Source organism: Aquimarina mytili (genome assembly GCF_016735115.1).
GTDB classification, from domain to species: Bacteria; Bacteroidota; Bacteroidia; order Flavobacteriales; family Flavobacteriaceae; genus Aquimarina; species Aquimarina mytili.
In genome coordinates, this window is sequence record NZ_JAERQJ010000001.1 from 362,115 (window position 1) to 381,396 (window position 19,282).

At 33.9% G+C, this 19,282-nt stretch carries 8 protein-coding genes; all 8 read left to right on the top strand.

The features are described 5' to 3' along the window. Window positions 1-193 precede the first annotated feature (193 nt). The 8 genes from JJQ60_RS01655 (at window position 194) to JJQ60_RS01690 (ending at window position 19,184) form a co-directional block, all read left to right on the top strand. Window positions 194-1,852, top strand: a complete 1,659-nt coding sequence (locus JJQ60_RS01655) for a glycoside hydrolase family 13 protein (RefSeq protein WP_201916210.1) — start codon at window positions 194-196, stop codon at window positions 1,850-1,852. 288 nt (window positions 1,853-2,140) lie between these two features. Beyond that, window positions 2,141-5,290, top strand: a complete 3,150-nt coding sequence (locus JJQ60_RS01660) for a SusC/RagA family TonB-linked outer membrane protein (protein ID WP_201916211.1) — start codon at window positions 2,141-2,143, stop codon at window positions 5,288-5,290. A gap of 12 nt (window positions 5,291-5,302) precedes the next feature. Continuing rightward, a complete protein-coding gene (locus JJQ60_RS01665; RefSeq protein ID WP_201916212.1) occupies window positions 5,303-6,844 on the top strand; it encodes a RagB/SusD family nutrient uptake outer membrane protein in 1,542 nt (513 codons plus the stop codon). Window positions 6,845-6,990: 146 nt separating this feature from the next. Then, window positions 6,991-10,269 carry a VCBS repeat-containing protein gene (locus tag JJQ60_RS01670; RefSeq protein ID WP_201916213.1) on the top strand — a complete coding sequence of 1,093 codons (3,279 nt, stop codon included), beginning with the start codon at window positions 6,991-6,993 and terminating at the stop codon, window positions 10,267-10,269. A gap of 1 nt (window position 10,270) precedes the next feature. Next, complete coding sequence (locus JJQ60_RS01675; RefSeq protein WP_201916214.1) at window positions 10,271-13,594, top strand: VCBS repeat-containing protein; 3,324 nt, start codon at window positions 10,271-10,273, stop codon at window positions 13,592-13,594. Window positions 13,595-13,640: 46 nt separating this feature from the next. Continuing rightward, window positions 13,641-16,925: a VCBS repeat-containing protein gene (locus JJQ60_RS01680; RefSeq protein WP_201916215.1), complete on the top strand. Its 3,285-nt coding sequence runs from the start codon at window positions 13,641-13,643 to the stop codon at window positions 16,923-16,925. Further along, window positions 16,909-18,261, top strand: a complete 1,353-nt coding sequence (locus JJQ60_RS01685) for a vanadium-dependent haloperoxidase (RefSeq protein ID WP_236669006.1) — start codon at window positions 16,909-16,911, stop codon at window positions 18,259-18,261. Before JJQ60_RS01680 ends, JJQ60_RS01685 begins: the two co-directional genes overlap by 17 nt. Window positions 18,262-18,290: 29 nt before the next feature. After that, window positions 18,291-19,184, top strand: a complete 894-nt coding sequence (locus tag JJQ60_RS01690; RefSeq protein WP_201916217.1) for a GyrI-like domain-containing protein — start codon at window positions 18,291-18,293, stop codon at window positions 19,182-19,184. The last annotated feature ends 98 nt before the right edge of the window (window positions 19,185-19,282 follow it).

Consider the following 19,282-nt stretch of genomic DNA (forward strand, 5'->3'; position numbering starts at 1 on the left):
TAATAAATTACCTACTTACAAATTAAGATTCTTGTAATATCCTCCCCAAAAGACACTTGCGTTCAAATGATTATATGACCACGTTAATCAATGGACAAATAATGTTTAACTATAAATATAAACATTATTTGAAATGCAGTAAGGAGATTAAATATAAATTAATTTAACTTTTAAAGATTTAAACCTGAATTGCATGGAGCTGCCTTGGTTCAAAAAAGGAACTATTTATCAGATATACCCTAGAAGTTTTAATGATAGTAATGATGATGGCATAGGGGATTTGAGAGGAATTATTGAAAAATTGGATTATCTCCAGAGTCTTAATGTGGACATACTGTGGTTAAGCCCAATTTTTAGTTCACCAAATGATGATAATGGATATGATATAAGCGATTATTGTGCAATAATGCCAGAGTTTGGTACTATGAAGGATTTTGAAGAACTACTTCAAAAAACTCATGATAATGGCATGAAGCTGATACTAGACTTAGTTGCAAATCATTGTTCTGATGAGCATATATGGTTTGAAGAGGCAAAAAAATCAAAGGATAATCCATATAGAGATTACTTTCATTGGGAAAAACCTTCTGAAGGAGGAGGCCCTCCCAATAACTGGAAATCTTTTTTCGGAGGAAGTGCTTGGGAGTATGATTCGGCTTCCGGAGAATATTATCTGCATCTTTTTACAAGAAAGCAACCAGATCTTAATTGGGAAAACCCAAAAGTAAGAGAAGAGATATATAATGCCATGAGGTTTTGGCTGGATAAAGGAGTAGATGGATTTAGAATGGATGTTATCCCTTTAATTTCAAAACGAGAGGGATACCCAAATGCTCCAAATGTTGGTTTTAGAAAAATTATTGAAGATGTATATGCTAATGGGCCACGACTTCATGAATTTTTAAAAGAGATGAACGAAAAAGTAATTAGCCATTATGACGCTTTTTCTTTAGCCGAAGGGGTCGGAATTAATCATGAAAATGCAAGCTTATATATAGACTATGATCGTAAAGAACTCGATATGTTATATCATTTTGATATTCTAGAATGCACAATTGTTAATGGAAAGTTTGAAGAAGCTTCTTCATTCGATTTAACAAACATGAAAGGCATTTTTAAGAGATGGAGAGATGCAGTACATAAAAAAGGATGGTTAGCTAATGCTATGGGAAATCATGATTTTGCGCGAATGGTATCTAGATTTGGAAATGATACGGAATATTGGTCAAAATCGGCAAAAATGCTGCTTATCATGCAGGCAACTCAAAATGGAACATTAAATATTTATCAAGGAGACGAGATTGGGATGACCAATGTTGCTTTAGACTCTATCGATGAGGTAAGAGATGTACAGTCTTTAAATTTTTATAAAGAAAATACAGAAACCAAAAGATACTCAAATGAGTTAGCATTGCAAATGATTAATAAAGAAGGTCGGGATAATGCTCGAACACCAATGCAATGGAATGACGAAATAAATGGAGGCTTTTCTAAGGCATATCCATGGTTAAAAGTTAATCCTAATTACAAAGAAATCAACATTGCAAAGCAGGAAAATGATTCAGATTCGGTATTGAATTTTTATAGAAATCTACTAAAAATAAGAAAGCAGCATGATGTTTTTGTATACGGTGATTTTGAAGAGTTAGAGTTTAATAATCCAGACCTGTATATATACAAAAAAATGTATGGTACTAAAAAAATTATAGTGCTGTTAAATTTCAGTACCACAACTCATGTAGCAAATTTAAATGAAGAGGTTAAGGAGTTGATCAATAATTATGATGATTTAATACTCAAGAAAGGATTTATTGAGCTAATGCCTTATCAAGGAGTGGTTTTAGAATTATAAATGAAATATAAATATGATTTACTGTAGAAAGTGAAATTAGTTTTTGTTTGTTAGCAGGGGGGCTTTTATAATAAAAAAACTTCCCTAAGGTGTAACAATTGGGGCATCTATTTTTTTTGTAACTTTTAGTTTTGAAATATTGGTTTATAGTTACAGAATTAGTCAAATGTGGTAAAAGACGTAGATGTCCCATTGTTACTAACAAATGAATTATACTTTCTTATTGTAAAAAGCGATAAAAAAAACGTAAACAACAAAACAATTCAAATTTAAACCAAACACTATATTATGAAATGTATGATACTTAAAAAACTCATATTCTTACTGATATTTTTATCGGGGAGTATGATGTTTGCACAAATTTCGGTTTCAGGGGTGATTTCAGATGCCGGGGGGCCGATTCCTGGAGTAAATGTTCTCGTAAGAGGAACAAGTAATGGGGCAGTTTCTGACTTTGATGGAAACTATACAATCAATAATGTAGCCGAAGACGCCATTCTAGTGTTTAGCTTTGTTGGTTTTAAAGCTCAGGAAGTCCCAGTAAATGGTCAAACTACTATTAACGTAACTATGCAAGAAGATGCTGCAGAACTTGAAGCTGTAGTCGTAATTGGTTATGGGACACAATCGGTTAAAGATGCAACTGGAGCCGTGGCCGTGGTAAGTTCTGAAGATTTTAACCAAGGAGTCATTGCATCTCCAGAACAATTGATCCAAGGTAAAACAGCTGGTGTACAGATCACCCAGGCGAGTGGTGAACCAGGATCCGGGGTTGCATTAAGAATTCGGGGAACCAGTTCGGTGAGATCTAACAATAATCCTTTATTTGTGGTTGATGGAATACCTCTTGCTGGTGACGAGACAGGGGCTAGCGGTAGCAATATAGGAGTTGGGTCAAGTGCATCAAGAAACCCATTAAATTTTATTAGCCCAAATGATATAGAAAGTGTAAGTATCCTAAAGGATGCATCAGCAACCGCAATTTATGGATCTAGAGGTGCAAACGGGGTTGTAATTATTACCACAAAAAGTGGGAGAGGTTCTGGTAAACCGCAATTTGAATTTTCTTCTACTCTTAGTATTGCTTCACCAGCAGAAGAATTTGATTTATTAGACAGAAATCAGTATTTGTCTGCTATCGAATCTTTTGGGGGTGATGTAGCTGGACAAGACTTTGGAAATGACACAGATTGGCAAGATGTGATTACCAGAAGAGCAGCCTCACAAAACCAAAATCTATCGTATGCTCAAAGCTATAAAGGTGGTAACCTAAGGGCTTCGGTTGGTTATGGTAAACAGTTTGGGGTAGTTGAAAAAAGTTCACTAGAAAGAATAACAGGACGACTAAATATTACACATCGTTTTCTTGACGAAAAATTAAAAGTAAATGTACAAGGAACACTCTCAAGAGTAAATGATGAAGCACCTCCGATTGGTGCAGATGCTGGATTTCAGGGAGATTTATTAGGAGCAGCGTATATTGCAAACCCAACATGGCCGGCAGATCCTAGTTTTAATCCAGGAGGGTCATTTGTTAATCCTCTTAACTTATTACGAAATAGTCAGTCCGAAACCAATACGAATAGAATTTTGGTTAATGGATCTGTAGAATATGAAATCATAGAAGGGCTATCCGCCAAACTTAATTTAGGATATGATGATTCAGAATCTACAAGAGGTAGCGCTATATCTGGTAATGTTACAGGTTTACAAAACGGAACACCTGGTAATGGTAGGGCAACAGTAGATGATATTGATGTTACGAATCAGCTACTAGAATTTACAGTAAATTACGAAAAAGAATTTGAGAATTCTAAGTTTTCGGTACTTGCAGGATATTCATTTCAGGATTTTGCTAGATCGGGAAGAAATGTGGGTGGTTTCGGTTTTTCGACCACTGATTTAAATCAAATGATTAGTGGCTTAGAAGCCTCTGCAGATGCTATAGAAGCAAGTATTGATGGTCCGTATCAACAATATGTTGTCTCTGATAGAATTAGAGATGGTAGCGGAACCATTGCAGGAGCATTTATTAATAGAATTGTTCCAGTTGTACAAGGTAGAGTTGCTTTTTCTCCCCCAACTACTGGGCGGGCGGCTAGATCGATCACAGGAAATACCTTTGATTTTACAGATGAGTTGCAATCTTACTTCTTAAGAGCAAATTATTCAATAGCGGATAAATATATTCTGACAGCTACAGTAAGAGCAGATGGTTCTTCTAGATTTGGTGAAAATAATAAATATGGATATTTCCCGTCTGGAGCATTTGCATGGAAAATAGATCAAGAGGATTTTGCACCAGATGCATTCTCTACACTTAAATTAAGAGTTGGTTATGGTATTACAGGTAACCAGGATGGGTTAGGCTTTGGTAATTTTGTTCGCCGTGAACGATTTTTTGTTCCCGTTCCTTGGATAGAAAATGGAGGAGAAGTTGTTGTTCCTGGAACCCAAGATGTATCCTTTGAAAATAATGATTTGAAATGGGAAGAGACCTCTCAATTAAATTTTGGTATTGACTTTGGGTTTATGAATGATCGTCTTAGTGGTAGTTTGGATCTATATAGAAAAGATACTCAAGATCTTTTATTACAAGTGTTTTCTGCACAACCAGCTGCACAACCTTTTACCTTTGAAAATGTTGATGGTAGCGTGATTAATCAAGGAGTTGAGTTTGCCATAAACTATGATATTATCCAGCAAGAAGAAATGAATTGGAATTTTGGATTTAATATTGCTTATAATAAAAATGAGCTTCAGGATTTTGAAGGTGCATTTGATGCGGGTACCATATTTGGTCAAGGGCTTACCGGTGCCTTCGCTCAACGTTTAGTTGAAGGAGAGCCTTTATTCTCTTATTTCCTTAGAGAATTTCAAGGTTTTGATGAAAATGGCCTTGCTATTACTGCAAATAATGATTTACAGGTTTTAGTGGGTAAAAGCGCCTTACCAGATTTTAATGTAGGGATTTCTTCAAGTTTTAATTATAAGAATTGGGATGCTTCTGTTTTCTTTGCTGGTCAATTTGGTCATTATATATATAATAATACTCAAAATGCCTTTTTTACAGCAGGTAGTATAGCAGGAGGGCGTAATGTAACAACAGATGTGATTGGTAATGGAGAAGCAGGAACAAATGCAGCAGATGTATCAACACGATTTTTAGAAAAAGGAGATTTTTTAAGATTACAAAATGCCAGTATTGGATTTAATTGGCCATTATCGGGTGATGGTGTATTTAAATCGTTACGACTTTCTGTTACCGGTCAGAATTTATTTGTAATTACCGATTATAGTGGTTTAGACCCAGAGGTAAGTACAACCCCTACCGCAGGGAGTAATAACCTTTTAAACAATCTCCCAACAGCAGGAATAGATTATACAGCCTTTCCAAGACCAAGAACATATACGTTTGGATTAAACGCTTCATTTTAAAAAATTAGAATTATGAAAAGAGAACATTTTAAATCAAGTTTGTTGATCATGCTGTCAATGTTACTTGTGGTTTCATGTACCGATTTAGAGATTGAAGAATCTGATTCTTTGATTGCCGATTCTGAGACCGAATTTACAGGAATTGAAGAACCTGGACCATTTATTGATAATTTATATTCTGCAGATCTAAAGGGAATTGTAGAAAATCAACAAGATCTATATGCTTTAAACGAGGTTACTACCGATGAATTGTTAGTGCCAACAAGAGGAACCGATTGGGGAGATAATGGGATATGGCGAAAATTGCATGAGCATACTTGGGATGCACAACATCCTTATGTACTGAACAATTGGAATAATTTGAATCAATTGGTTTTTAGAGCAAGCCAGGTTATTGATGATCGTACCACAAATGCAAGTGCGACTCAAAAAGCAGATGCTCGTTTTGTAAGGGCATATGCGATGTTTTGGGTGATGGATATGTATGGACAAGCTCCGTTTAGAACTCCTGGAGATGGACCAAATATCGACCCTATGGTAATGACCAGACCAGAAGCATTTGAGTTTATTTTAGATGATTTAAATACAGCGTTACCTGACTTGCCTGCAAGGGGACCAAGTGATGAAAATTTGAGACCCTCAAAAGCAGCAGTGAATTTTTTATTGGCTAAGCTATACTTGAACAAACATATCTATTTAGGGTCAGGAACCCCAGCTGCAGCAGATATGACCAAAGTTGTTGAATTGGTAGATGCTATTACAGCAGATGGATATGCTTTAGAGTCAGGATATTTCAACATATTTAGATCTGATGTGGATACAGAAACTATCTTTTTTACAATATCTAGTGTGGGTAACAGAATGTGGAATGGATTACACTATAACCAAAACTCACCTGGTAATGGAGGAGGAGGATGGAACGGATGGTCTACTTTAGCTGAGTTTTATGATTTATTCGAAGGTGATCCTAATACCAATGTGCCAGGCAGTGGCCAGGAAGAGCGAAGAGGTTTTGTACCAACAGATGGATCAAATTTGGGTATAGGTTTTGGGTTTTTGATAGGACAACAGTATGATGCTAATGGAAATCCTTTAACCGATAGACCTGGAAATCCGTTAATATTTGAAAAAGAGCTTCCTACTTTAGCAGGAAATAACGAACGAACAGGAATTCGTACTATAAAGTATCACCCTGAGAATGGAGAATTTGAAGGGCATCAAATCATATTTAGATATGCAGATGCACATTTAATGAAAGCCGAAGCTATCCTTAGAGGCGGAACATCAGGAGATGCTACTTTAGCTCTGGTAAATGATTTACGAACTATACGTAATGCCACACCTCTTGCTGCTGTTACAGAACAAGACCTAATAGATGAAAGAGGTAGAGAATTGTATAAAGAATTCTGGAGGCGAAACGATTTAATTCGATTTGGAAAGTTTGCAGATGCATGGGCCTTGAAAATTAATACTGATGATTTCAGAGTATTATTTCCTGTTCCTGCTACAGCTTTATTAACAAATCCGAATTTAACACAAAATCCTGGTTATTAATATGTAAGCCCAATTTTAAAAGTGTTGAAAACTGAGCCCTTCTATTTTGAAGGGCTCTTTATTAATCAAATCATCAGTAAGTACACCATCTTTAAGAAAAATAATTTGAATTGAAAATATATTGTAAATACATAGTTATTTATACAATGACCTTTGTCTTTTTTACTTCTTGTAAAAATGAGGGAAAATCAAATCTCTTCTCTTTAATATCAAGCAATCGTACTGGGGTTTCATTTAGTAATGAACTAAAAGATACACCAGAACTTAATATTCTTAGGTATCTTTATTTTTATAATGGAGCCGGAGTAGGTATTGGAGATTTTAATAATGATGAATTAGAGGATTTATATTTCGTTTCTAATCAAGGCGAAAACAAATTGTATATAAATCGGGAAAATCTACAATTCGAAGAAGTAAGATCAGAAGTGCTTAAGGATAATGATGGTTGGTCTACAGGAGTTACGATAGTCGATATAAATAATGATGGATTACAAGACATTTATGTTTGTAAAGTTTCTAATTACAGAGGTTTAGAAGGGAAAAATAAATTATTCGTAAATCAAGGAGTAGATCAGAATGGGATTCCTACATTTAAAGAAGACGCCTCAACTTATAATTTAGATATATCAAGCTTTTCTACACAAGCGGCTTTTTTTGATTATGATCTTGATGGAGATTTAGACATGTATCTACTAAACCATTCTGTACATCCGAATAGAACTTATGGAAGAGGGACTAAACGAAAACAGATAGATTCATTATCCGGAGATAAACTTTATAAAAATACTAAAGGGAGCTATAAAGACGTATCTTCACAAGCTGGTATTTTTCAAGGTGCCATAGGATATGGATTAGGTATTGCTACGAGCGATGTGAATAACGATGGCTATCCTGATATTTATGTTACGAATGATTTTTTTGAAAATGATTATTTATATATCAATCAAAAGAATGGAACTTTTAAAGAAGTAATTTCTTCTAAACAAAGCAATATTCAGCATACATCACACTTTTCAATGGGAGTCGATATTGCCGACATCAATAATGATGGCTTGACGGATATTTTATCACTGGATATGCTTCCTGATGATATTGAAACGTATAAATCTTCAGGAACCGAATATGGATATTCAATTTATAATCAATATCTAAAAAACGGATACCAACCTCAATACATGCAAAACGCATTACAAATAAATCAAGAAGGTGTTAATTTTAGCGAAATGGCCTTTTTCTCAGGCATTGCAGCTACAGAGTGGAGTTGGGCACCTCTAATGGCAGATTATGATAATGATGGATATAAAGATATTTTCATTTCAAATGGGATAAAAGGAGCAACAAATGATATGGATTTTATAAGTTTTATTGCAAACGATAACATCCAAAAAAGAATCGAAAAAGGAATGACAAAAGAAGACTTGGCCTTAATCCATGAGTTACCCAATAAAAAAACAAAAAATTACTTTTTTCGAAATAACAAAAATCTAACTTTCGAGAATGTGTCTGATACATGGTTAGAAAACAAACCATCCTATAGCAATGGAGCAGTGTATGCTGATTTGGATAATGATGGAGACCTAGATATTGTTACGAATAACATTGATGAAAAGGCTTTTATATATGAAAACAAATTAGATCAACGCTCGGGAAGTAACAACTATATAAAAATAAAACTAAAAGGCACTAAAAGTAATCCAGATGCTATAGGAACCAAAATAGCTGTCCATACTAAAAATAAATCTCAAATATCCGAAGTTTTTAGAACTAAGGGGTATTTGTCTTCAGTATCTTCTGTCATCCATTTTGGATTAGGTAATGAAACAAAAATAGATTCTATAAAAGTGTATTGGCCCGATGGATTAGTATCTTTAAAAAAGGAAATTGAAGCTAATCAAATCCTGTTTTACAAAAAAGAAAACACAAAGGTTGACTCTACCATCCAGTCTGAACCCATTAGATTATTGAAAAAGGATACCATAAATGTAGATTATAAACATCAAGATTATGAGTCTAAGGATTTTAGTATTGAACCATTAGCTCCTTATGCTAATTCTAATGAAGGGCCGCATATTACAGTTACAGATGTCAATAATGACGGATTAGACGATATTTTTGTGCCTGGAGGGAGACATAAGGCCGCAATGTTGTTTATGCAACAAACTGATGGTCGTTTTGTAAGTGCTTTGCAACCAGATTTTGAAATAGATAAACGTTTAGAAGATATTGATCAATGTTTCTTAGATGTAGATGGAGATAGTGACATGGATTTGATTACTATTTATGGTGGAAATGAGATGTATTCAGATTATCAAAGTGCTCCAGGATTATTTATTAATGATCAAGGGCTTTTTAAGAAAAAACACAATGCTTTTCCAGAAACTGTTATCAATGCTTCAGTTGTAGTTTCTGCAGATATTGATAACGATGGAGATCTAGATGTATTTGTTGGAAGCAATTGCGAGCCCAGTAAGTATGGAATTACACCAAAAAACTACCTTTTTAGTAATGATGGTAGTGGCAATTTTAGCGAAATAGCTTCAACTTCAACAACAGAACTTCATACTATAGGACAGGTTTATGATGCCACATTTATTGATATCAATCATGATACATTTGTAGATTTAGTGATCGCAGGTCATTATATGCCCATTACAATATTGTTAAATGACGGTAAAGGTAATTTCAAAAAAGATAATAATTCAACTCTAAAAAGTACACATGGTTGGTGGAATTCTATCGCTGTTCATGATATGGATAAAGATGGTGACCTGGATATAATTGCTGGTAACTGGGGATTAAATAGTAGGCTAACGGCTTCAGAAAAAGAACCCATCAAATTATACCTTAGTGATTTTGATGATAATGGTAAAATAGACCCTATTGTAACTTATTTTTATAAGGGAAAACAAACTCCAATCGCAACAAAAGATGAATTGGTAAAACAAATACCCCAGTTAAATAAAAAATATTTGTCGTATACAATGTTTGCAAAAGCAGATTTCAAAGACTACTTCTCTAAAACTAAAATTAATAATTCAGAGGTGAAAGAAGTATATATACTAAGCACAACGTACTTTGAAAACCAAGGAGATCTTAGTTTTATCGCTCATAAATTACCCTTAGAAACACAGGTTTCTTCCGTTCATGATATCCTGATAAATGATATTAATAATGATCTATATCCTGATATTGTTATGGCTGGTAATACCTATGAAATCAGTACTCAGTTAAGTAGATTAGACGCTTCATACGGCGTAGTATTGCTAAATGATCAAAAAGGAGGTTTTTATACCGGTAAGAACAAAGATTTTCATATAAAAGGAGCCGTGAGATCTATAAAAGAAATCAAAATAAAAGATTCAACATATTTATTGTTTGGAATTAATAATGACAGCCTTCAGGTAGTTAAAAAAATAAAAAAGTAATATGTATAAACTTATTTATAGTTGCCTTGTCTTAGTAATAGTTATCTCTTGCAATAAAAAGCAAGCCCAAGAAGAAAACATAGAGCAAAATGAAACATTGTTCACCAAACTATCTTCTGAAACTACCAATATTGATTTTATCAATCAGGTAAATAATGAGAAAGATTTTAACATTTTTACCTATCGAAATTTTTATAACGGTGGTGGAGTGGCCATAGGCGATATTAATAATGATGGATTGCCAGATGTGTACCTTACAGCAAATCAAAAACAAAATAAGCTATACCTCAATAAAGGTAATTTTAAGTTTGAAGATATTTCTAAATCTTCAAAAACTACAGGAAAAAATGCTTGGTCTACTGGTGTAGTGATGGTTGATATTAATGCAGATGGATTATTAGATATTTACGTGTGTAACGCGGGAAATGTAAAAGGCGATGATCAAAAAAATGAATTGTTTATTAATAATGGTCCTTCGAAAGACTCAGGAATCATAACTTTTACCGAAAAAGCAGCCGAGTACAACCTTGCCGATAGTGGGTTTACAACACATGCTGCTTTTTTTGACTATGATGCCGATGGAGATCTTGATGTATATTTACTTAACAATAGTTTTATACCTGTAAGCAGTCTTGGATATGTAAATAAACGAAACCTTAGGGCCAAAGATTGGAAGATTCCCGATATCTTAAAAGGTGGGGGAGATAAACTACTTAGAAATGATAATGGAGTATTCAAAGATGTAAGTGAGGCTGCAGGAATTTATGGTAGTCTAATTGGTTTTGGATTGGGGGTTACTATAGGAGATGTCAATCAAGATCTACTTCCTGATATTTATGTGTCTAATGATTTTTATGAGAGAGATTACTTATATATCAATAAAGGCGATGGAACCTTTTCTGAAGAAATCAAAAACTGGATGCAACATTTAAGTATCTCTTCGATGGGTGCAGATATGGCAGATATCAATAATGATGGTCTTCCAGAGATTTTTGTTACCGATATGTTACCCGAAGATGATCAAAGACTGAAAGAAACAAGTTCTTTTGAAAGTTATGATGTATACAGGTTAAAGAAAAGCAGAGATTTTTATAATCAGTATATGCAAAATTCTTTACAACTTCATAATGGTGATAATTCTTTTTCTGAAATCGCTTTCTATGGTGGAGTTGCAAAAACAGATTGGAGCTGGGGAGCCCTTTTGTTTGATATGGATAATGATGGGTATAGAGATATCTATGTTAGTAATGGAATTTATCATGATCTGACTAACCAGGATTTTATGAATTTCTTTGCCAATGATATTATTCAAAAAATGGTTTTAACAGGAAAAAAAGAAGAAGTTGATTCAATTATAAGTAAAATGCCTTCTACCCCTGTTTCTAATTATGCATTCAAGAATAATCAGGACCTCACTTTTCATAATGTAACCAAAGATTGGGGGTTTAACGAACCTACATTTTCTAACGGATCGGCATATGGAGACTTGGATAATGATGGAGATTTGGATCTGATTGTGAATAATTTTAATATGCCAGTTTCGATCTATAAGAATAATAGCGAAAAGGAGCAAAATAATTACCTGAAAGTACAGCTTAAAGGCTCTGATAAGAATGTTTTTGCAATTGGTGGTATTATTGAAGTGTTTTTAAAAGATCAGGTATTAAGGCAAGAACTTATTCCAACACGAGGTTTTCAGTCGTCTATTGATTATATAATGACTATAGGCTTGGGTAAAACGGAACAGGTAGATTCTCTACGCGTTATATTTCCAAATAAAAAAATGATTAGCATAAAAGATGTTAATCTTAATTCTTTGATGGTATTTGATCAGAAAGAAGCAACGCAACAGTATCAATTGAATCCGATTACGGCAAAAAAATATTTCGAAACTATACAGCATAATATATCAGCTCATGAAGAAGATGCATATGTTGATTTTAATTATGAGGGGTTGATTTATAAAATGCAATCCAAAGAGGGACCAGCTATAGCTGTTGGTGATATTAATAATGATGGAAATGATGATGTATTTATTGGGGGTGCTTATAAACAAACAGGTAAACTGTATATCCAAACAGAAACTGGAAAACTAAAGCAGTCTACATTTGAAACTGAAGATTTTTTTGAGGATGTTGTAGCTATTTTTGAAGATATTGATGGTGATCAGGATTTAGACTTAATTATAGGCTCAGGGGGCAACTTCAAAGGAGCCAGAACAGGAGTAAGAAGTTATATGAATGATGGTAAAGGTAATTTTTCAAGAGGAAACATAATAATGCCAACGAACACCAATATATCAGCTTTAGCAGCATTTGATTATGACCAGGATGGAGATGTCGATATTTTTGCCGGTAGCCATGGTGTTGTTGGAACATTTGGAGTTTCGCCAGATAGTTATTTAATGCAAAATGATGGGAAAGGCAATTTTAAAAATGTGACAAAACAGAAAGCTTCAGAAATTGGATCCGTTGGAATGGTGACTGATGCCGTTTGGCAGGATATCGATGGAGATGGTAAAAAAGATCTAATTGTAGTGGGAGAATGGATGGCTCCTAAAATATTTAGAAATTCATTAAATGGATTAAGTAGCTTTTCCTCAAATTTGGATACTATTTCCGGGTGGTTTAATACAGTCGAAGCCAAAGACCTTGATCAGGATGGAGATATAGATTTAGTACTAGGAAACAGAGGAACAAACGCAATGTATAAAGCCAGCAACCTAAATCCGATCAAAATGTATATTAATGATTTTGACAATAATGGTACCGTTGAGCAAATTTTTACACAAACTATTGAAGGAAAAGATATCCCAATACATCTAAAAAATGAAATTACAGGTCAGATCAATTCGTTGAAAAAACAAAACCTGAAATATTCAGAATATGCTAAAAAATCGATTGATGAATTGTTTTCTGAAGAAGTATTGCAAAATACAACGATAAAAACAGTAAATAATTTTGCAAGTTTAGTGGCGTATAATAACGGGAAAGGAGATTTTGAAATAAAAGAGCTTCCGCAAGAAGTACAACTTTCGTGTGTATGCGATATAGAAACAGAAGACTTTAATGGAGATGGTGTTCTAGACCTTATTTTGGCAGGTAATGAATATAATTTTAAGCCGCAATTCTCTAGATTAGATGCAAGTAGGGGTAATATTTTGTTAAGTGATGGAAATGGTAATTATATAGATCAAAAATCTTCAGGATTTATCGTTCAGGATCAGGTTAGAGCAATGCAATGGGTAAAAAATAAATCAGGAGAAAAATATCTGATTACCGCAATTAATAATAAGGCACCAAAGATTTTTAAACTAAAAAAATAAATTTCTTTTTAAAGCCTGTTGTGACTACTATTTAGCATAAAAAATAATGATCAAATATATAATTATATCAGTTTTCGGAAGTATACTTTTATGTAGCTGTGCTAAACAAAAAGTTACATCAGGAGAATTGTTTGACAAAGTGCCTTCAAAAGTTACAAAAGTTACTTTTCAAAATCGTTTAATGTCAACCGAAGATATGAATATTCTTGACTATCTGTATTTTTATAATGGAGCAGGTGTGGCTGTTGGAGATATTAATAACGATGATTTGGTAGATGTATTTTTTACATCAAACCAAGGCGAAAATAAACTTTACCTTAATAAAGGAGATTTTCAGTTCGAAGATGCCACCAAAAAGGCAGGTGTGTCAGGAACATCCGACTGGAATACCGGGGTTACTATGGCTGATGTTAATGGAGATGGTTTTCTGGATATTTATGTTTGTGCTGTGGTGGGGCTTCATGGATTAAAAGGAGGTAACGAATTGTTCATAAATAATGGTGATGGTACATTTACTGAGAAAGCATCGGCATATGGTCTTGATTTTCAAAATTATTCAACTGCTGCAAGTTTCTTTGATTATGATAATGATGGAGATTTGGATATGTACCTCTTAAATCATGCTATTCATACACAAAATTCATTCGGAAGTGCATCTCTTCGTAATCAGAGAAGTGATAAAAGTGGAGACAAGTTATTGCGTAATGATGGTGATCTATTTGTTGATGTAAGCAAAGAATCAGGGATTTTTGGAGGAGGAAACGGGTATGGTTTGGGTATAGCCACATCCGATTTTAATAATGATGGTTTCACTGATATTTATGTAAGCAATGATTTTCATGAAGACGATTATTACTATATCAATACGGGAGATGGTACATTTACCGAACAGTTAAAAGAGAAATTTGGCCATACAAGTCGTTTTTCTATGGGTAGCGATGTTTCTGATATCAATCATGACGGATATCCCGATATTCTAACTCTTGATATGACTCCCGAGGATGAAAAGATTCTCAAAGCATCTGCGGGAGATGAAACAGTAGATATGCTGAATATGAGAGTCAATAGGTTGGGCTATCACTATCAATATGCAAGAAACATGCTTCAGATTAATCAACGGGGTAAGTTTTTTACAGAAACAGCTCTGTTAAGCGATATCGCTTCTACAGATTGGAGTTGGAGTGCCTTATTTGCAGATTATAACCTGGATGGAGAACAAGATGTATTTATTTCTAATGGTATTCCAAAACGCCCTAATAACCTGGACTATATCAAATATATTTCTAATGAAAAGATTCAGGAACAATTAAGCAGTACTAAGTTGGTTGATCAAGAAGCTCTGGATATTATGCCATCTGGAATGGTTCAGAATTATATATTTCAAGGTACCACTGGGGTGAAATTCAAAAATAAATCACAAGAATGGTTGCCCATAGATAACAACGCGTCTACAGGAAGCGCGTATGCCGATTTTGATAATGATGGTGACATCGATATTGTTACAAATACCATTAATGATCAACCCATTTTTTATAGAAATAAAAGCAATACTAGTACTTCAAATTATTTAAAACTGAAGTTTGTGTATAAGGACAAAAATCCTTTTGGTATAGGAACCAAAGTGATATCTTATCATAATGGAATACCTCAATTCAAGCAATTGTTTGTTTCAAAAGGTTTTCAATCTTCATCAGAAGCAATTATTCATTTTGGGTATGGAGATGTTAAAACAATTGACTCTCTTAAAGTAATCTGGCCAGACAACACCATACAAGTAGCCGAGAATATCAAAACCAATCAAACCTTAACAATTAAATCACTTCATAAAAGAGGAACAGTAATTTATGATAATCTGTTTCCGCAATCCAAAGGTTGGTTCAAGAAAGTTGATAGTATTCCTGGTCTTGATTATATCCATAAAGAAAATAATTATACAGATTTCAATAGACAAAAATTAATTCCGTATAAGATATCCAATAAAGGACCTGCAATTGCCGTGGGGGATTTAAATAATGACGGTAAAGATGATATTTTCTTTGGAAGCTCAAAACACGAAGTCTCTACCCTGTTTTTTCAAACACTAAATGGTTTTGAAAAACAAAAAATCGAGGTACTTCAAGAAGATAAAGTCAAAGAAGATGTCGCCGCAATTATTGAAGATCTTAATCAAGATGGTAAAAAAGACCTTCTGGTTGCTTCATCAGGAGGCGAATTCTTTGGAAAATCAAAAGAATTGATCGATAGGCTATATATAAACTCAGATTCAGGATTAATAAGAGGAGATTTTCCTGAGCTTTTTGAACACGAATCGGTAATTAGACCTTATGATATAGATCAAGATGGCGATTTGGACCTATTCATAGGTGCGTATGCAGTTTCTAATGATTTTGGTAAAATCCCAAACTCTACAATACTGATTAATGAAAAGGGAAGTTTTGGCATTCAAGAACATTCTGATGTTCAAAAAATTGGTATGGTTACCGATGCGATTTGGACTGATTTCGATAATGATAACATTAAAGATTTACTCGTTATTGGCGAGTGGATGTCACCACATTTCTTCAAAAACCAAAAAGGAAAACTTATAGATGTTACTAATAGCATCCTAACCCAGAAATTAAATGGTTTGTGGCAAGTAATTCAGGAATTTGATATCGACAATGATGGTGATATGGACTATCTACTTGGTAACTTTGGTTTGAATAGTAAATTTAAGGCTTGTGAAGATTACCCGCTTAGAATGTACTATTCAGATTTTGATAACAATCAAAAAACGGAGACCATAATTGCTATACCAAAGGGAGGAAAATATTACACCGCATTAGGGCTCGATGATCTATCTGGTCAATTGAACTTTTTAAAGAAAAAATTCACAACCTATGCCTCGTTTGCAGGCAAAACGATTGAAGAGATTTTTGGCAAAGATGCTCTGGATAAAGCAACACTTTTTGAAGTACATCAATTGGCTTCAGGATATTTGAAAAATGAAGACGGTGTTTTTACGTTTGTTCCTTTTGATGATGAACTTCAAGTCGCTCCAATTACCGTGATGTTAAAACATGATTTCAATAAAGATACAATTGAAGAGGTGCTTTTAGCCGGGAACTACTTTGGTGTTATTCCGTATCATGGAAGATTTGATGGTTTTGCCGGAGCGATGCTTCAAATTAACGAAACTAGTAGTAATGCAAATACACTACATATTAACCTTACTCAAAAAGCAGTACGAGGCTTAAATATTATTAATTTTGGTAATAAAGAATACCTATTGATCACAATAAACCATGGAAAAGTTGAAGTTTATGAATTTTCTAATGAAAAAAACAAATAAAAGACAACAGACACTTTTTTGTCTGTTGTCCAGTATCATATTATGTGTTTCTTGTCAAAAAGAAGAAAAAACTATAGAAATTACACCAAATAATTATCATGACGTAGTAGATACAGTTACAGAAGTGATGGTACATGATATATTCTCTCCTCCGGTGGCCAGTAGAATATATAATTATCCCAATATAGCGGCATATGAGGTGATTTGCCAGGGGGATCCAATGTATAAAACCTTATCAGGTCAACTGCATAATCTTTCACCGGTTCCTCAAGCCGATACTACGAAGTCAATTAATTTTAAAGTTGCCGCTTTAGTGGCGTATTTAGAGGTTGGAAAAGAGCTTGTTTTTTCTGAAAATAAGGTAGAAACGTATCGAGATAGTTTATATACTTCATGGGAATCAATAAACAAGAGGAGTTTTAACGATTCTAAAGCCTATGGTTTACTGGTAGCAAAACATATTAAAGATTGGTTATCGACTGATCGATATGCACAAACCCGCACTATGCCAAAATTTTCAGTAAACACTGAGGACCCTGCACGTTGGCAGCCTACTCCACCAGATTATATGGATGGTATAGAGCCACATTGGAGAGAAATTAGGCCCTCGATTATAGATTCGGCTTCACAATTTACACCCTCTAGACATCCTGATTTCTCTTTAGAAAAAGATTCACAATTTTATAAAGAACTTACAGAAACATACGAAGTTGGTAATGTTATAAAAGAAGAAGGCGAAACGTCAGAAAAACTCCAAATAGCCCAATTTTGGGATTGTAATCCATATGTGTCTACGCACAAAGGGCATTTGATGTTTGCTACCAAAAAGATTACACCAGGAGCGCATTGGATCGGAATATGTAAAATAGCTAGTAAAAAAACTGGATCAGATTTTAATAAAACTATATATGCATACACCAAAACTTCAATTGCAATTGCAGATGCATTTATTAGTTGTTGGGATGAAAAATATAGAAGTAATTTAATTCGTCCGGAGACCTTGATCAATCAGCATATTGATGAAAACTGGGAACCTGTTTTGCAAACACCACCTTTTCCAGAATATACCAGTGGACATTCTGTGGTATCTGGAGCAGCTTCTACCGTGTTAACAGAAATTTTCGGAGATAATTTTTCGTTTAATGACGATACCGAGTTAAAGTATGGTTTGCCCATTCGTTCTTTTGTCTCCTTCAATCAAGCAGCAGATGAGGCGGCAATCAGTAGATTATATGGAGGGATCCACTACCGTGCGGCAATTGATTTAGGTCTTGAACAAGGCCGTAATCTTGGAAGATTCGTAATCAACAAACTTCAAATGATAGCGAATGATTAAAATTATAATGCATTGTAACTAGCCTTCTAATGAAGAAAATAGCACTTGGGATTCTGGTCTTATTTATAGGTCTGTCTACTTGGTATCTTTTTATCAAGCAATATGATTATGAGATTACTTTTAGGGCTAACCTTGCTCCCCTAGGAGTGTATCATCAGGTAAAACAAGTAAAACTCGACACCCAAATAAAGAATGAAAGAATTGATCAGACAGGAGCTTATCTTAAGCAAGAAACTATCATAAAGAATGAGAACGCAATCTTAGATTGGCAATTTAAAAGTATAAGCGATACGGTTACAAAAATTAGAGTAGGTATTATTTCTAAAGATCATTCAATAAAGAATAGAATACAAGTATTAACAGGATCTTCTATTTTATTAAATGAGGTAAAGCATATTCTAATTAGTTACAGAGCAAAATTAAGATCGTATACAGATAATTTTAAAGTAATTGTAGAAGGCGAAAGCACTTTACCTCATAGACAAGTATTGTATGTTTCTTCTACAACACAGAGATCTAATAAAGCCACAGAAATGATGAATCATAATGGGTTTTTGTTTCCAAAGTTGGCAGAATATGGTATAATTCAAGATGGATATCCATTTGTAAGAATAAATGAATGGAATCGTATTACAGATAAGATCAAACTAGATTTTGGTTTTCCTATTGTAGAACAAGATTCATTACCAATGGATACGAGGATTATATACGATAAAATTGAAGCCCAAAAAGCTCTGAAAGCAACATATTATGGTAATTATAGAAATAGCGATGAGGCATGGTTCGCATTAATAGAGTATGCAAAATCTAAAGATATTTTGACCGAAAATAAACCTATAGAGATTTTTTATAATAATCCTATGCATGAAGCTAATGAGAGACGATGGAAAGCAGAAATATTCCTACCAATTAAAAATCAATAAGTTACATAGGGTTTTGATGTGATTAATTCAAAAAATATAGTAACATTTGACCTTTTTTTCCTTAAAAATTTAAATAACGTTAAAAATAACATAATACA